Raw genomic sequence first — 14,616 nt, 5'->3', positions numbered from 1 at the left:
TCGTGGTACAATAAGCGTGACAAATTAGGAATATAGGTGATAAAAGATGACCGTAACTGTCGGTATAGACAAAATCGGGCTCTATGTGCCCCAATACTATATTGAAATGACCGAATTAGCTCAAGCCCGTGGCGTTGAGCCAAGTAAATACACGATTGGTATCGGCCAAGACAAGATGGCCGTGCCACCCCTAGATCAAGATGTGGTCGCGATGGCGGCCAATGCGGCCGCTAGCATCTTAGATGAGCATGACCGTTTAGCTATTGACCAAGTCATTGTAGGGACTGAATCGGCTTTTGACTATTCCAAGTCAGTAGCTAGCTACTTACACGAATTATTGGATTTACAACCCTATTGTAAGGCCTATGAGATCAAGCAAGCCTGCTACGGGGCGACAGCAGGCCTCCATTCGGCCTGTGACTACGTTCGCCTACGACCAGACCGTAAGGTACTAGTGGTGGCCACCGACATCGCCCGCTACGGTCTCGGTACGCCAGGTGAGCCTACGCAAGGAGCTGGGGCAGTAGCCCTCCTCATCTCTGCTAATCCGCGGATTTTGGCCTTGGATAGTCAATCTATTTCTTATACTGATAACCAATTTGATTTCTGGCGTCCATCTTATTCTGACGTGGCGCTAGTAGATGGCAAATTCTCGACTGAACTCTACCAAGATTGCTTCTGTCAGGTCATGGCGTCAGCCAAACAAGCAGGTTTGTCGCCTGAAAACTGGCGCAATGTGGTCTTCCACCTGCCATTTACCAAGATGGGCAAGAAGGCCTTGGATGCCTTAGCGCAAAAAGGAAGCCTGGATGCCAGTCTGATTGAGCGTTGGCAAGCAGCCTATGAACCGGCTACGCGTTTGGGGCGTCAGGTGGGCAATATTTACACCGGCTCCCTCTATCTCAGCCTCCTGTCCTATTTGACGCAAGTAGAGGATTTAGCGGCAGGGGACAGCCTGGGACTCTTCTCCTATGGTTCAGGCGCGGTCGCCGAACTCTTCTCTGGGACACTACAAGAAGGCTTTAGAGAGGCTTTGGATCTGGCTGCCTTGAAGGCACACCTGGAGCGCCGACAAGCCCTAGCAGTCCAAGACTACGAGCGGATTTTTTCTCAGCGCTTGCCACAAGAAGCGGACTATCAAGTACCACGCCAAAGCCAGGAAGCAGGCTTTGTCTTAGATAAAATCGACGGCCACCGCCGTTACTATGGCAAACACTAAAAAAACCAGGACCTAAGTCCCAGTTTCTTTTTTGATATAGGACTAGCTTAAAGGCTGTCTAAGCTAAAATGAAGGCTGCCATCTTCCTTAAGCAAGACAGGAACCCCAACTCTAGCGCCATCCTTAACCGCTTGGAATTCAGGGCGACTATCGCGAAGCTGTAGGAAGGCCTTAAGTTCCCGCATGGAGTTCGTAATATTGACAGCATCATAGCGGATGCCACGAGCTTCAAGTCCCGCTACAAAAGGTTGGGTATCGGGGCACTTGTCACTAAAAAATAGGGTAGGGTGTGTCATGAAAAATCCTCCTCAAAGTAATGGTCTTTAGACTCATTTTAAGCCTGATATGACTAGGAAACAAGGGATTTGCTTGTAAGTTCTGAAACCAGTTCTAATGACTGATATTCTGATACCGAGAACATCAGAGAAAGGGATTGCACTTGCAAACCGTTTGCGTATAATTAGAGTTGTCAAAAAAAAGAAAATATGCAAAGGAGGTTTGGGTATGCAACGTACGAGTGGCGTACTCCTTCATATATCATCTCTCCCATCTAAGTTTGGGATTGGGTCTTTCGGGCAATCAGCCTATGATTTTGTCGATTTCCTGGCAAAAACAGGCCAACAATACTGGCAAATTTTGCCTCTAGGGACCACGTCTTATGGAGACTCCCCTTACCAATCATTCTCTGCCTTTGCCGGCAACACTCACTTCATCGACTTGGATCTCCTAGTTGAAGCGGGCTGGCTGACAGAAGCTGATTATGCTGGGGTAGACTTCGGTGACCATCCAGAATATGTGGACTATGCCAAGGTCTATACAGAACGTCGTCCAATCTTGGAGAAGGCAGTCGCTAACTTCTTGGCTAAAGCTGACAAGAAGGACTACCAACAATTCTTGGCGGACAACTATGAATGGTTGGAGCCTTACTGTGAATACATGGCAATCAAGGAGCATTATGATCTCAAGCCATGGTTCCAATGGGATCCAAAAGCTACCTTGCGCGATGAAGCGACCATCGTTCATTTGCGTCAACAATTAGCGGATGTCTTGACCTACCACCGTGTAGTGCAATACTTCTTCAACATCCAATGGCAAGCACTTAAGAAATATGCCAATGCTCAACACATTGAGATTATTGGGGACATGCCAATCTATGTTGCAGCGGATAGTGTTGAAATGTGGATGACCCCACATTACTTCAAGACATCTGAAGATCACCAACCAAGTGTTGTGGCTGGATGCCCACCAGATGCCTTTACCGCCGACGGCCAGCTCTGGGGTAACCCAATCTATAACTGGGACGCTATGAAGGCTGACGGTTATGCTTGGTGGATTACTCGCCTTAAGGAAAGCTTCAAGCTCTACGATGTAGTCCGGATTGACCACTTCCGTGGCTTCGAGTCCTACTGGGAAATTCCATTTGGCGACACCACTGCTATCAATGGTGAATGGGTCAAAGGCCCAGGTAGCGACCTCTTCCGTGCTATTCGCAAGGAATTAGGCGATGTTAAGATTATTGCTGAAGATTTAGGCTTTATGACCCAGGAAGTAATTGATATGCGGGATGAAACCGGCTTCCCAGGTATGAAGATCATGCAATTTGGTTTTGGCGGAGGGGATTCAGTTGATTTACCTCACAATTACGTCTATAATTCTGTATGTTATGTGGGAACCCACGATAACGAAACTGGTTTAGGCTGGTTCCAAGACTCAGCTGATGAGGCATCACGTGAATTCTTCAATGCCTACATGAGACGTGGGGAAAATGAAACAGTTTCTCATGCCCTCAACCGCGGGATTGCTGCTGCTGTCAGCAAGATGGCAATCTACACCATGCAAGACTTGTTGAACTTAGGTAACGAAGCGCGTATGAACGTGCCATCTACCTTAGGTAACAACTGGAAATGGCGTATGAAGTCAGATGCTCTGACTGACCAATTAGCGGAAGAATTATTGGAGTTGACAACTACCTACTGCCGTTTGAATCCTGCCTTCAAAGTAGCAAGTGAAGAGGCTGAAGTAGCGGAAGAGACTAAGTCAACTAAGACTACTGAAGTTAAAAAGGCCAAAAAGCCTACAACTAAGTAATACCCAGCAAGACCCATAAATAAGTGTGGCCGGTGTTAGGAGATTTCTTCTAACACCGATTGCTTGCTTGTCTATCAATCAGAATCTTTAATGCGGCCAAAGGCCTAATCGAAATAAGGAGTTAACAATGACTATTTTAGAAAACTATACTAAGAAGCTTTTCAATAAATCAATTGATGCTTGTAACGATGCAGAACTTTACAAAGCCCTTTTAGATATTACGCGTGACAAATCTCGCGAATTACCAACTCACGATGACAAGAAAAAACTCTACTACTTCTCTGCAGAGTTCTTAATCGGGAAACTTTTGAGCAACAACCTCTTGAACTTAGGTATCTACGATGAAGTGAACGCTGAGTTACAAGCTCACGGCAAATCTATCATGGATATCGAACAAGCTGAAAATGAACCTTCATTAGGTAACGGGGGCTTGGGTCGTTTGGCTGCCTGCTTCGTTGACTCTATCACCAAATTAGGGATTAACGGGGACGGGGTTGGTTTGAACTACCACTTCGGGCTCTTCCGTCAAGTATTCAAAGACAACCAACAAACGACTATTCCAGATGCTTGGTTGACTGGCGATGACTGGACTATCAAAAGCAAGAAGGCTTATACTGTTCCTTTCCGCAAGTTCTCCTTGCATTCTACCCTTTATGATATCGACGTATTAGGTTACAAACAAACTAAGCGTAACCGTCTCCGTCTCTTCGACTTAGACAGCGTGACTTCTGACATTATTGAAGATGGCATTTCCTTTGACAAACACGACATCGAGAAGAACTTAACCCTCTTCCTCTACCCAGATGACTCTGATCACGCAGGTGAAGTATTACGTATTTACCAACAATACTTCATGGTATCTAACGGGGCTCAATTGATCTTGGAAGAAGCAGTCGCTAAGGGCAGCAATTTACACGACTTGGCAGACTACGCAGTGATCCAAATCAACGATACTCACCCAGCCTTAGTTATCCCAGAAATGATTCGTCTCTTAGGCGAACGCGGGATTGAGTTCGATGAAGCAGTAGAAATCGTTCGTTCAATGACTGCCTTCACCAACCACACAATCTTGGCTGAAGCCTTAGAAAAATGGCCTGTATCCTTCTTGGAAGAAGTAATTCCTAACGTGATGGCCATTATCCGTAACTTGGATGCTCGTATTAAGGCACAATTCCCAGATAACGACGCAGTACAAATCATCGACCAATTTGACCGTGTTCACATGGCTCACTTGTCAATCCACTACGGCTTCTCTGTAAACGGGGTTGCGGCACTGCATACAGACATCTTGAAGAAGTCAGAATTGCGTGCCTTCTATGAAATCTACCCAGAGAAATTCAACAACAAGACCAACGGGATTACCTTCCGTCGTTGGATCATGGACGCTAACAAGGAATTGTCTGACTACATTGACTCCTTGATTGGCCGTCAATGGCACCACACTGCTGAGTTAGAAGGCTTACTCAACTATGTCAACGACCAAGCAGTCTTAGATAAGTTAGAGTCTATCAAGTTCAATAACAAGCTCCGCCTCAAACACTACCTCAAGGAAGTACAAGGCGTAGACATTAACGAGAACTCTATTTTTGACATCCAAATCAAGCGTATGCACGAGTACAAACGTCAACAAATGAACGCTCTTTACGTGATTAACAAGTACTTAGATATTAAAGCCGGCAACATTCCAGCAACCCCATTGACTGTTTTCTTCGGTGGGAAGGCTGCACCAGCTTATACAATTGCGCAAGATGTTATTCACTTAATCTTGACCTTGTCTGAGGTAATTGCCAATGATCCAGAAGTAAGTCCACACTTACAATTGGTAATGATTGAGAACTATAACGTAGAACGTGCTCAATACTTGATTCCAGCATGTAACATTTCTGAGCAAATCTCCTTGGCTTCTAAGGAAGCAAGTGGTACTGGTAACATGAAGTTCATGTTGAACGGGGCCTTGACCTTAGGGACTGAAGATGGGGCTAACGTGGAAATCCACGAATTAGTTGGTGATGACAATATCTACATCTTCGGTAAGCACAGTGATGAAATCATCAAGCTCTACGAAACTCAAGGTTATGTAGCGCGTGACTACTACGAGCATGACGCGATTCGTCCATTAGTTGACTTCATCGTGAGCGATAAGATGTTAGCAGCAGGGAACGAGGAACGCCTCAACCGTCTACATCATGAATTAATCAGCAAAGACTGGTTCATGACCTTAATTGACTTGGAAGAATACATCCAAGTTAAGGAAAAGATGTTGGCTGACTACGAAAACCGTACTGAATGGAACAAGAAAGCCTTGATTAACATTGCTAAGGCTGGCTTCTTCTCATCTGACCGGACCATTGCAGAATACAACCGCGATATCTGGCACTTGAAAGAAAACCGTGTAGAAATCGACTAATCGATTAATTAGAAAGCTGGGTTTATCCCAGCTTTCTTTTATATAACAAAATAGCCGGAGGACTTATGTCTTCCGGCTATTTATTAACTTTCTTGAGGGCACTGAGCAAGCTCATTGCCAATATTATTAAGTCGTTCAATCAGTGTTTCAATGGAAATGGCATTGATATTGATGAATAATTTAGATTGTAATTGCGGAATAGGCACATTACTGAGAATGACATCATATTCAGAACGTATAATCTCGTGGACATTTTGATAGAGGACCTGGGGTGCATGAAATTCTAGTTGCTGTGAACATGAACAAGTCAAGAGGTCTCGGATCATTAAGGAATGAGAGGAGTTAATGCTACTGAAGATACCCACTCTAATCTTCTTCTGACATGTCATGAGCTGAGGGATTAATTCAGACCATGTAGAGAAGATAGTATAGATTAAGTATCGGATAATTTCAGGACTTGTGTGTAGCTTATTTGCTTGTCTGTATTGGATAACGGCTTTCTCAAGGAAATCGTAAAAATCAGGAAAATCAGCATAGAGATGACTCATCCATGTAGCGCGACGTCGGAAAATTTGTGACTTAGCAAATACTTCATAGCATTCGACAGAGGACGCATTATGGAAGAGGATGGTCAGAACTTCTGGGTTGGTGATTTCGAGATCGAAATGCTGACGGATATTCTCAATCATAAGCTGAGTCTGAATCAAGGAAGTGTGGATTGAGGCGTGTAGACGAGAAGCCACGAGCATATCTTCAAAAGTATAGAAGTAATCTTCTCGCAAGAATGGGTAGAGTAGGTTAGACAGCACGATATCTCCCAAAGGCTCTCCCACATAGTCAGATAAGGACCGAACGAATTCTTGGTCCGCTTTTTGCGCCAAGGCTTGGGCAAAACGACTTGAGACATTAGTTTTGTGAAGGGGAAGGTCCCATTTGAAGTGGTGACGCTTGATATTGATAATGGTTGCGCGCTTAATCAGATAGTAGAGGGAGAAATCCAATGGCCGATCAAGAATCTTGATGAAGGTGGCCACGAATTTGTCTATATGTGATTCTTTAATATCTTCAAAAGGCCAAGTAGTTGAGGGATAGCGCTCAGCGAAGTACTGGCCAAAGAAGAAGCGAATCTCATTCTCATTACCCGTGATGGCCAGCGGTTTGGTAGATACCTGAATATTATAGAGGCCATTAAACCAGCGGTTAATGCGACGAATGGTTCGGTAGAAGGTAGGGTAACTCATGAAAAAGTGCTCTAGGACTTCTTCCATTTCAGTTTGGGGGTGGAAGAAGAGGTATTCTAAAACTTGGAAGTGGACAGAGTTAGCTAGATAAAATTGGTAGGCTAGGTTGATGTCGACCGTGAAGCGATTGACCATTTTAGCGCCATCAGGCTGGACTGAAATCTCATACTGTGGCAGATTACTGGCGATTTGCTGAAGGTCTTCCTTCAAGATACGGGTAGAGCAGTCGAGGGTCTCAGCCAGTTGGTCTAATGGCAGGGCGTTATCGGAAGCGTGGAGGATATTTAATAACTGGAGTTGACGCTTGTGCGTCTTGGAAAGTAACTTTTCGATAATGATAGCCCCCTTAAAATTTGTACTGACGAATTTTTATTAATTATATCATAAAAATGTTTGCTTGCGGAAAAAAGATGACCCGAAACCACGAAAAAAACAGGCCAATTTGGTAGCTTCTAACCATACAAAAACACCTCCCAAAAGGGAGGTGTGAGCTGGCCTTATTCTTTGACAAAGGCAGCAGATTGCTCACCTGCTTGACGGCCGAAGATAATGATGTCGGCAACGGCGTTACCACCGATACGGTTAGCGCCGTGAACCCCACCAGTTACTTCACCAGAAGCGTACAAACCTTTGATTGGTTGGTTTTCCTTGTTGAGGACTTGCGCGTTAGTGTTAATCTTGAGACCACCCATGGTGTGGTGAATCCCTGGTGCGATTTTAATTGCGTAGTAAGGGGCTTGTGACAAGTCATTGTCCATCCCGGTAGTCCGGCCGAATTCGTCGTCCTTCTTATCAGCAACAGCTTTGTTCCAAGTTTCCAGGCTAGCTTTTAGGTTAGCTGGGTCCACACCAATTTCCTTAGCCAAGCCTTCAATGGTGTCACCTTTGACCACTAAGCCTTTAGATTCGTATTGGTTGATGGCTTTAACGCGTCCCTTAAGGGCTTCGTCGAAGACTACGTAAGCTGCTTTTCCTTCTTGGCCGATAATGGCAGCAGAAACCTTATCACGGGTTTCTAATTCGTTGAAGAAACGTTTACCTTCTTGGTTGATTAAGATCGCACCTTCACCACGAACGGCTTCAGTGATTAAGTAAGAAGTCTTTTGTTCAACAGAAGGGTGGATTTGGATTTGATCCATATCAACGGTTTGTGCGCCCAATTTTTCGGCCATCTTGATACCGTCCCCTTGGGAACCTTCTTGGTTAGTTGTAACAAAGCCTTTGAGTTCTGGCTTAAGTTGGCTGACCATGTCTAAGTTAGCCCCGAAACCACCTGTAGCTAAGACAACAGCCTTAGATTTGATAGTTTTTTCTTGGCCTTCAACGGTCACTTTAACGCCAGAAACAGAGCCATTTTCTTCCGTAATTTCTGTTACATCAGAGTTAACGAAGGTTGGAATCTTACGCTCAGTTACGTTAGCGTAGAGGCCTTCTACTAAGTAGCCCCCAATTGCAGAACCATCTGATGGACGGTGTGTACGCTTAACGCTCATCCCACCGGTAGTGGTTAAGTTATCTAGCTTAATGTTCATAGAGTCTAACCAATCAATGGCGCTAGCAGAGTGATCTACTAAGAAGCGAAGCAATTCTGGATCGTTCTTTTCTTTCCCGCCCTTGAAGGTTTCTTCGTAGAACTTGTCGTTAGAGTCTTCAATGCCAGCTTCCTTTTGGAATTTGGTTTCGCTGGCGTTCATCCCAGCAGAAGACTTACTAGTATTCCCACCCACGATTGGCATTTTTTCGAAAATTACAACGTTGGCTCCAGCGTCATGGGCTGCGATTGCTGCGGCCATACCGCCACCACCGGAACCGACAACGATTACGTCATAGCTTTCCTTGAGTTCAGCTGGGTCCGTATATTTTTTCTCGGACGCCCCTGAAGTTGTATCGGGCTTGGAAGATTCTTGGGCCAAGACAGATAAGGTATGACCGAGGCTAGCAAAGACCAAGAACAAAGCTGCGAAAAGGATAGATAATTTTTTACGCATGTGAACTGACATCTCCTTTTGTGATTTAATTATCTTATTATATTATACAGAATTTTGGCCTAAATTTCAATCTTTTGCCGGAAAAAGATAGAAAAAGACACTTTTTCTAGTGGACAGGGTAAAATGAAAAACTTTGTGAAAGCAAGGTGGATAAGAGTCTTGTTAAATCAGGGATGTAAACGCTCAAAAAACTTGCTTTAAAGAGCTTAAAAGGCTACCTTTTTTGCTGTTTATGTGGTATTATATATCTGTTGCTAAGCAATATCTTAAGGAGGAAGAAAAAATATGAAAGTAGTAGTAGTTGGCTGTACTCATGCAGGAACAGCATCTGTTAAAACTATTTTAAATGATCACCCAGAAGCGGAAGTTGTTGTTTACGAACGTAATGACAACGTATCCTTCTTGTCTTGTGGGATTGCTTTATACGTCGGTGGGGTTGTGAAAGATCCTCAAGGGCTCTTCTACTCAAGCCCAGAAGAATTAGCTTCTTTAGGTGCTAAAGTCAACATGGAACACGATGTTTTAGAGGCTGACTTGAAAGCCAAGACCTTACGCGTTAAAAACCTCAAAACTGGTGAAGAATTCGAAGAAACTTATGACAAGTTAGTGGTAACGACTGGTTCTTGGCCAATCATCCCACCATTAGAAGGTTTAGACTTAGAAAACGTTCAACTCTGCAAGAACTACAACCAAGCTAAAGAAATCTTCGCTAAGAAGACTGACAAGCAAAAAGTGGTAGTCATCGGTGGGGGTTACATCGGGATTGAACTCGTTGAAGCCTTCAACTTAGAAGGTAAAGACGTTACCTTGCTTGACGGTTTAGACCGTATCTTGAACAAGTACTTAGACCCAGAATTCACGGATGTCTTAGAAGAAGACTTGCGTAACCGTGGCGTTGAAGTACGCCTTAACGAAATGGTTCAAGGCTTCAAAGGTGAAAACGGCGTCGTGAAGAAAGTGGTAACCACTGGTGGCGAATACGAAGCTGACATGGTAATCCTCTGTGTAGGTTTCCGTCCAAACACTGACTTAGTTAAAGACCAAGTTGAAACTATGCCTAACGGTGCTATCATTGTTGACGACTACATGAAGACTAGCCATCCAGATGTTTTTGCAGCGGGTGACTCTTGTGCGGTTAACTACAACCCTAATGGCGGTCATGCTTACATTCCATTAGCAACTAACGCTGTGCGTATGGGTGCTTTGGTTGGTAAGAACATCGCAGGCGACAAAGTTCGTTACCGTGGGACTCAATCAACTTCTGGTCTCCACCTCTTCGGTTGGAACATTGGCTCAACTGGGGTTAACGAAGGCTCTGCTAAGCACTTCGGTTTAGATACTCGTTCAGTATACGTGGTGGACAACTACCGTCCAGAATTCATGCCAACAAACGAGAAAATCTACATGAAGTTAGTTTACGAAGTAGGGACCAACCGTATCGTAGGTGGGCAAGTAATGTCTAAATACGACTGTACCGCTTCTGCTAACACCTTGTCCTTGGCTATCCAAAACAAGATGACCATTGAAGACTTGGCTTATGTTGACTTCTTCTTCCAACCTGTCTTTGACCGTCCTTGGAACTACCTCAACATCTTAGCTCAAGCTGCAGTTGAACAAGAACGCAAACTGAACGCTTAATAGCGAATGAGACTGGCCTTGCCAGTCTCTTTTTTTTATGGGTACACGGGGTAAATTAAAAATCCCATTATATCATATATGATATAATGGGATTTTTTGTCTGTCTATAAATCAGATTTGAGCAGGCTATAGTGGGCGATATCCACAATGCCTTGGTTGTTGTGCCCGGCTTGGCGTAGGATGCCTTCAAAGTGGAAGCCCGCCTTTTGCATGACGCGTCCAGATCCAGGATTGGCAGTGTCATGGGTGGTACTAAGTCGATTGAGGTCTGCTTCTTGCAAGAGGAAACGGCTGACCGCAATGAGGGCTTGGGTCATGTAGCCTTTGCCCCAGTAATCTCGTCCTAAGACATAGCCTATGGTCATGGAATTGGTGGCAGGCACATAGTCGAGGGCACTAATATCGCCAATGACTTGGTCAGGCTGGGATTTGAGAGTGATGGCCCATTTAAAGGAATCTCCGTCTTGATAGGAAGCTATCCAACGCTCTAGGGTGGCTTGAGTGACATCTAAGTCGGCATGAGCTGGCCAGGTCAGGTAGGTGACATTGTCAGGACGGCCCGCCCAGTTGCTGAACATGGCAGGCGCATCTGATAATTCAAATCGTCGTAAAATGAGGTCTTCTGTGATGAGAGTTTGGGTTCCAATGGCTTTCATGGGTAAGCCTCCTTTCTTTGACCTTGATTATACGCTCAAGGAAGAAAAAAGCCAAGACAGGAGTGCTGTCTTGGCTAGTTTTATTTTCTACTCAAAAGGCTAGGAAATTGAATCTGTTCAATCAGCCGTTTGATTGGCTCGTTATTGAAGAGGACATAAAGGACGACTGAATTGACCACTAGGGAAGCCATATTTTTGTAGAAACGCACTGGCAAGATAGCCATGATAGCTTTTTGCTGAACCATCATGGTCCAGAGGGTATTAAGTCCCAAGTTACAGATGAGGGTGACAGCCAAGACAGTCAGGAAGATTCGCAGAGGGGTCTTAGTTTGGCGGTGAAGGCCAAGTCCATAGATGAGTCCGCCGACAATGGCCGTTAGGGTGTAACCGGGGAAGTAGACACCTTTAGCACCACCCAGGGCGAATTTGAGAATATCGTGGGCGGCGCCAAGAATCATGGCAGGGATTGGGCCGGCAATTGCGCCAGTCAAGGCAGCCCCCACAAAGCCAAAACCCATTTTGGTAACGCCTAAATCGATTTCTGGTAGGTAATCCAAGGCGAAGCGGATAGCCAACAAGATGGCCAGGGTAGTTAGCTGTAGGGTGGTGACGGCGCCTTTGCGACGGTATACTTGATTTTCCATTTTAATAGCATCTCCTTAATTTAGCGAGCTGCTTCATTTAACTGACAGAACCAATTAAATGCAGCGAATGCAGAAAAGAAACCGCAAAATGTCCAGCATTTTTTCGTATAGGAGCAACATTCCATCTCGCTATCACTTAACGCTTCTTTTCTTACTCTGGTGTTAGTTGGTGTCAGCGCCCTTCTTGCCTTAACCTCCTTCTTCTAGATTAGGGTTCTAACCTCCTAAGCATAGGGATAAAAGGAGGCTTTGTCAAGCCTTGCAGACTAATAATTCCGGTGCTATAATAAGCTTGTTCCGGAGACGTACCGAAGAGGCCGTAACGGGAATGACTCGAAATCATTTTGTCGGGCAACCGGCACGTGGGTTCGAATCCCACCGTCTCCGTTAGAATTTTTGATATGCACCTTAGAAACAGCTTGAGACGGGCGTTTCTAAGGTGTTTTCTTTTTGTCATCCTCTCAAGTGGTTTAGAGTTTGGTTTAGATTTACTAGAAATTTACGTATTTTGCGAACAGTTGGGCCGATTTATCCCGGCTATCCTGGGTAACATGTGTATAGATATTCATCGTCGTTTGGATATCCGAATGACCTAACCGTTCCTTGACGTCCTTTAGAGGTACGCCAGCATCAAATAGCAAACTACAGTGCGTATGCCGAAAGCCGTGAACCTTGATAAAGGGGAGGGCGTTCTTTTTGCACGCATCATAAAGCCGGTTTCTAGGGGCGGCTAAGTCTAGGAAGCTATTAGAACTCACCTTACAGAATATTAGTTGCCCTTGGCGTGTGGCATTGTGGCCCATGGCAAGGAGGAGCTTAGCTTGTTCTATCTTCCAGGACTTTAGAATGGCCATCGTTTTTGGATCTAGGGTGATGATGCGGTTACTGGTCTTAGTCTTTGGAGGAAGTACAATAAGCCGCCGTTCGTGCCCCTGGGTCAAGGTCTTGGATATGCTAACGGTGTTATCCTTGAAGCTAATATCGTTCCAGGTAAGAGCCAGCGCCTCTCCTCGACGCATCCCAGAGAATGCCAATAGACGGAAAAAGGCCAACCATTGCCCATCCAGGACGCCTAGGAGCGTCTGTAATTGCTCCCTAGTATAAAAGGCTAAACTCTCGCTCTCGTGGCCGTAATCAAGCGGAATTTTAGGCATAGTGACCCGTTGCTTGGGGTTATCCCGCATATAGCCTTGAACCACGGCATATTGGAGGACGGTACAGGCATAATTAAAGACCTTCTTGTACTGACCAAAGCGTTCATACCATCGGTTCAGTTGCTTCTGGAGGTAGGCACTCGTAATCTTTTGTACCTTGAGTTCTCCTAGCACAGGCAGAATATGCTGCTTGAAGAGGTACTCAGTCTTGAAACAAGTACTTTCTTTGACCGTCTTCCGGTAGACCTCTAACCACTCCTGATATACTTGGCCATAGGTCAGGCTCTTATTTTCCTGATCTAGGGTCCCATTCTCAAAGTCTAGCTTTACTTGATTATAGTAGAGCTGGGCTTCTTTTTTTGTCTTGAAGCCACCTTTTTTCATGTTGCGCTGCTTTCCGGTTACTGAGTCCATCCCCAGGTATGCCGTCACGCGCCACAGCTTAGCGCCTTGTTTGTCGTATGGTGTGTAGGTCGCCATATCATATCAGTTTCCTTTCTCGCTTGTCCTCCCACAGACGGTTAAAGAAAGGTCACCCCAGTAGAGATTGGCTACTCCCTGGGGTGTGGATAATAAAATTTATTCCAGGAACTGGTATGATGCGGAGAAACCTTTTCACCGTAAGCTAGCTTCCTCTTTTAAATCTATCATCCACGAAATTTATCACGTCGACTAGTTGCTGTTGCATCTCTTTGTAGGTTTGATAATCCATAGTCTCTATAAGGATAGATGGGTCTATATATGCGCCGTATTGCTGGATAGCCACACCATCGTAATCTTGTTTCTTAAGAAATGAATTCAGGCCATCGATAAGGGCTCCGATTTTATTAGTTATTACAAAACTAAGGGCGGTTGGGTCTTGCTTTGCTAAATTCTCGCCTACAGTGATTATATAATCAAGGAATATATTCAGCACCTCGTCTTCTTTGTTGAGGAAAGACGTAATCATCGAAAACAGAGGACTATTTTCTTCATCGCCGGTATTTTGCAAATGCTGCTTTAGATCTTCCTGAATCATACTAACCAAGTTTGATATAGTGTTGTCTTGCTTCTTTTTAGTTTGATAAAATAGATCATTTGTTTCATCATTAGGAATATATATATTTAGACGCCCTAATAGCTTTCTAAAGTAAAGAACCTTATCAAAATTTAATATACATACCTTTTCATAATCTTCGATAGACTCTTCTATGAAAGAAGCGAGTCTATTCTTTAGGGGGTGTTCTAGCACCCCGTGCAGCAACATAGACCGTACCTGTTTGCTAGATATCTTCTGGCCGTGAAGTAATTCTTCTACTGTAGTGTTACCTAAATCAGCTATATTCTTTAGTCGCTTGGCATTTGGCAAAGATACTCCAGTTTCCCATCTAGAAATAATGCCTGATTTAACAGCCGGGGAATCAATCAACGCCCCAAACTGTTCCATAGATAGTCCCTTTTCCTGGCGAATTCTTTTTATTCTTACTCCTACAGATTTCTTATCTGCTTCCATATCTCCATATCCTTTCGTATGATTTGTTTTCTATATAATAACACGTTTTCTATACTGAAAAAAGACCTTTCTACGTTTTTTTACGAAAT

At 44.5% G+C, this 14,616-nt stretch carries 11 protein-coding genes, 1 tRNA gene and 1 riboswitch; of the genes, 5 read left to right on the top strand and 7 right to left on the bottom strand.

The genetic code is table 11. From position 1 onward, the window contains the following. Window positions 1-46 precede the first annotated feature (46 nt). Window positions 47-1,219, top strand: a complete 1,173-nt coding sequence (locus tag Q0339_RS01720) for a hydroxymethylglutaryl-CoA synthase (RefSeq protein ID WP_298077052.1) — start codon at window positions 47-49, stop codon at window positions 1,217-1,219. 47 nt (window positions 1,220-1,266) lie between these two features. Here the strand turns inward: Q0339_RS01720 and Q0339_RS01715 are convergent, their stop codons facing one another. Next, window positions 1,267-1,515, bottom strand: coding sequence for a hypothetical protein (locus tag Q0339_RS01715; RefSeq protein ID WP_298077051.1), 249 nt, complete (start codon window positions 1,513-1,515; stop codon window positions 1,267-1,269). 97 nt (window positions 1,516-1,612) lie between these two features. Here Q0339_RS01715 and malQ point away from each other — a divergent pair, with 97 nt between their 5' ends. Then, window positions 1,613-3,307, top strand: coding sequence for a 4-alpha-glucanotransferase (malQ, locus tag Q0339_RS01710; RefSeq protein WP_298077050.1), 1,695 nt, complete (start codon window positions 1,613-1,615; stop codon window positions 3,305-3,307). A 127-nt stretch (window positions 3,308-3,434) separates the two neighbouring features. Then, window positions 3,435-5,714, top strand: a complete 2,280-nt coding sequence (locus tag Q0339_RS01705; RefSeq protein WP_298077048.1) for a glycogen/starch/alpha-glucan phosphorylase — start codon at window positions 3,435-3,437, stop codon at window positions 5,712-5,714. 83 nt (window positions 5,715-5,797) lie between these two features. On the opposite strand, the gene Q0339_RS01700 is transcribed toward Q0339_RS01705, so the two are convergent. Both Q0339_RS01700 and Q0339_RS01695 read right to left on the bottom strand, forming a co-directional pair. Beyond that, window positions 5,798-7,288 (bottom strand): helix-turn-helix domain-containing protein, encoded by a 1,491-nt coding sequence (locus tag Q0339_RS01700; protein WP_298077067.1) that lies wholly within the window; start codon window positions 7,286-7,288, stop codon window positions 5,798-5,800. A gap of 164 nt (window positions 7,289-7,452) precedes the next feature. Continuing rightward, entirely contained in the window at window positions 7,453-8,943 is a 1,491-nt protein-coding gene (locus tag Q0339_RS01695) for a flavocytochrome c (protein ID WP_298077047.1), read from the bottom strand. Window positions 8,944-9,228: 285 nt separating this feature from the next. Here Q0339_RS01695 and Q0339_RS01690 point away from each other — a divergent pair, with 285 nt between their 5' ends. Continuing rightward, a complete protein-coding gene (locus Q0339_RS01690) occupies window positions 9,229-10,581 on the top strand; it encodes an FAD-dependent oxidoreductase (RefSeq protein WP_298077046.1) in 1,353 nt (450 codons plus the stop codon). 104 nt (window positions 10,582-10,685) lie between these two features. Here the strand turns inward: Q0339_RS01690 and Q0339_RS01685 are convergent, their stop codons facing one another. Together Q0339_RS01685 and Q0339_RS01680 are read right to left on the bottom strand one after the other, a co-directional pair. After that, window positions 10,686-11,237: a GNAT family N-acetyltransferase gene (locus Q0339_RS01685; protein WP_298077045.1), complete on the bottom strand. Its 552-nt coding sequence runs from the start codon at window positions 11,235-11,237 to the stop codon at window positions 10,686-10,688. 80 nt (window positions 11,238-11,317) lie between these two features. Continuing rightward, entirely contained in the window at window positions 11,318-11,881 is a 564-nt protein-coding gene (locus tag Q0339_RS01680; protein WP_298077044.1) for a folate family ECF transporter S component, read from the bottom strand. Window positions 11,882-11,940: 59 nt separating this feature from the next. Beyond that, a riboswitch (THF riboswitch) is annotated at window positions 11,941-12,042 on the bottom strand. Between the two features lie 138 nt (window positions 12,043-12,180). On the opposite strand from Q0339_RS01680, the gene Q0339_RS01675 reads away from it, so the two are divergent. Continuing rightward, window positions 12,181-12,268 (top strand) — tRNA-Ser (locus tag Q0339_RS01675). 104 nt (window positions 12,269-12,372) lie between these two features. Here the strand turns inward: Q0339_RS01675 and Q0339_RS01670 are convergent. Next, window positions 12,373-13,515: a site-specific integrase gene (locus Q0339_RS01670; RefSeq protein WP_298077043.1), complete on the bottom strand. Its 1,143-nt coding sequence runs from the start codon at window positions 13,513-13,515 to the stop codon at window positions 12,373-12,375. Window positions 13,516-13,660: 145 nt separating this feature from the next. Next, window positions 13,661-14,527: a helix-turn-helix transcriptional regulator gene (locus Q0339_RS01665; protein ID WP_298077042.1), complete on the bottom strand. Its 867-nt coding sequence runs from the start codon at window positions 14,525-14,527 to the stop codon at window positions 13,661-13,663. Between the last annotated feature and the right edge of the window lie 89 nt (window positions 14,528-14,616).

This window comes from uncultured Abiotrophia sp. (genome assembly GCF_938010525.1).
In the GTDB taxonomy this organism is placed as follows: Bacteria; Bacillota; Bacilli; order Lactobacillales; family Aerococcaceae; genus Abiotrophia.
The sequence above is the reverse complement of the archived record's forward strand: the minus strand, read 5'-3'. Positions and strand labels throughout refer to the sequence as shown.

What these genes read in the sequence shown, in the direction of transcription:
- Q0339_RS01720 (WP_298077052.1), top strand. Translation starts at nt 47, where the DNA reads ATGACCGTAACTGTCGGTATAGACAAAATCGGGCTCTATGTGCCCCAA.
- Q0339_RS01715 (WP_298077051.1), bottom strand. Translation starts at nt 1,515, where the DNA reads ATGACACACCCTACCCTATTTTTTAGTGACAAGTGCCCCGATACCCAA.
- malQ (WP_298077050.1), top strand. Translation starts at nt 1,613, where the DNA reads ATGACTGATATTCTGATACCGAGAACATCAGAGAAAGGGATTGCACTT.
- Q0339_RS01705 (WP_298077048.1), top strand. Translation starts at nt 3,435, where the DNA reads ATGACTATTTTAGAAAACTATACTAAGAAGCTTTTCAATAAATCAATT.
- Q0339_RS01695 (WP_298077047.1), bottom strand. Translation starts at nt 8,943, where the DNA reads ATGCGTAAAAAATTATCTATCCTTTTCGCAGCTTTGTTCTTGGTCTTT.
- Q0339_RS01690 (WP_298077046.1), top strand. Translation starts at nt 9,229, where the DNA reads ATGAAAGTAGTAGTAGTTGGCTGTACTCATGCAGGAACAGCATCTGTT.
- Q0339_RS01685 (WP_298077045.1), bottom strand. Translation starts at nt 11,237, where the DNA reads ATGAAAGCCATTGGAACCCAAACTCTCATCACAGAAGACCTCATTTTA.
- Q0339_RS01680 (WP_298077044.1), bottom strand. Translation starts at nt 11,881, where the DNA reads ATGGAAAATCAAGTATACCGTCGCAAAGGCGCCGTCACCACCCTACAG.
- Q0339_RS01670 (WP_298077043.1), bottom strand. Translation starts at nt 13,515, where the DNA reads ATGGCGACCTACACACCATACGACAAACAAGGCGCTAAGCTGTGGCGC.
- Q0339_RS01665 (WP_298077042.1), bottom strand. Translation starts at nt 14,527, where the DNA reads ATGGAAGCAGATAAGAAATCTGTAGGAGTAAGAATAAAAAGAATTCGC.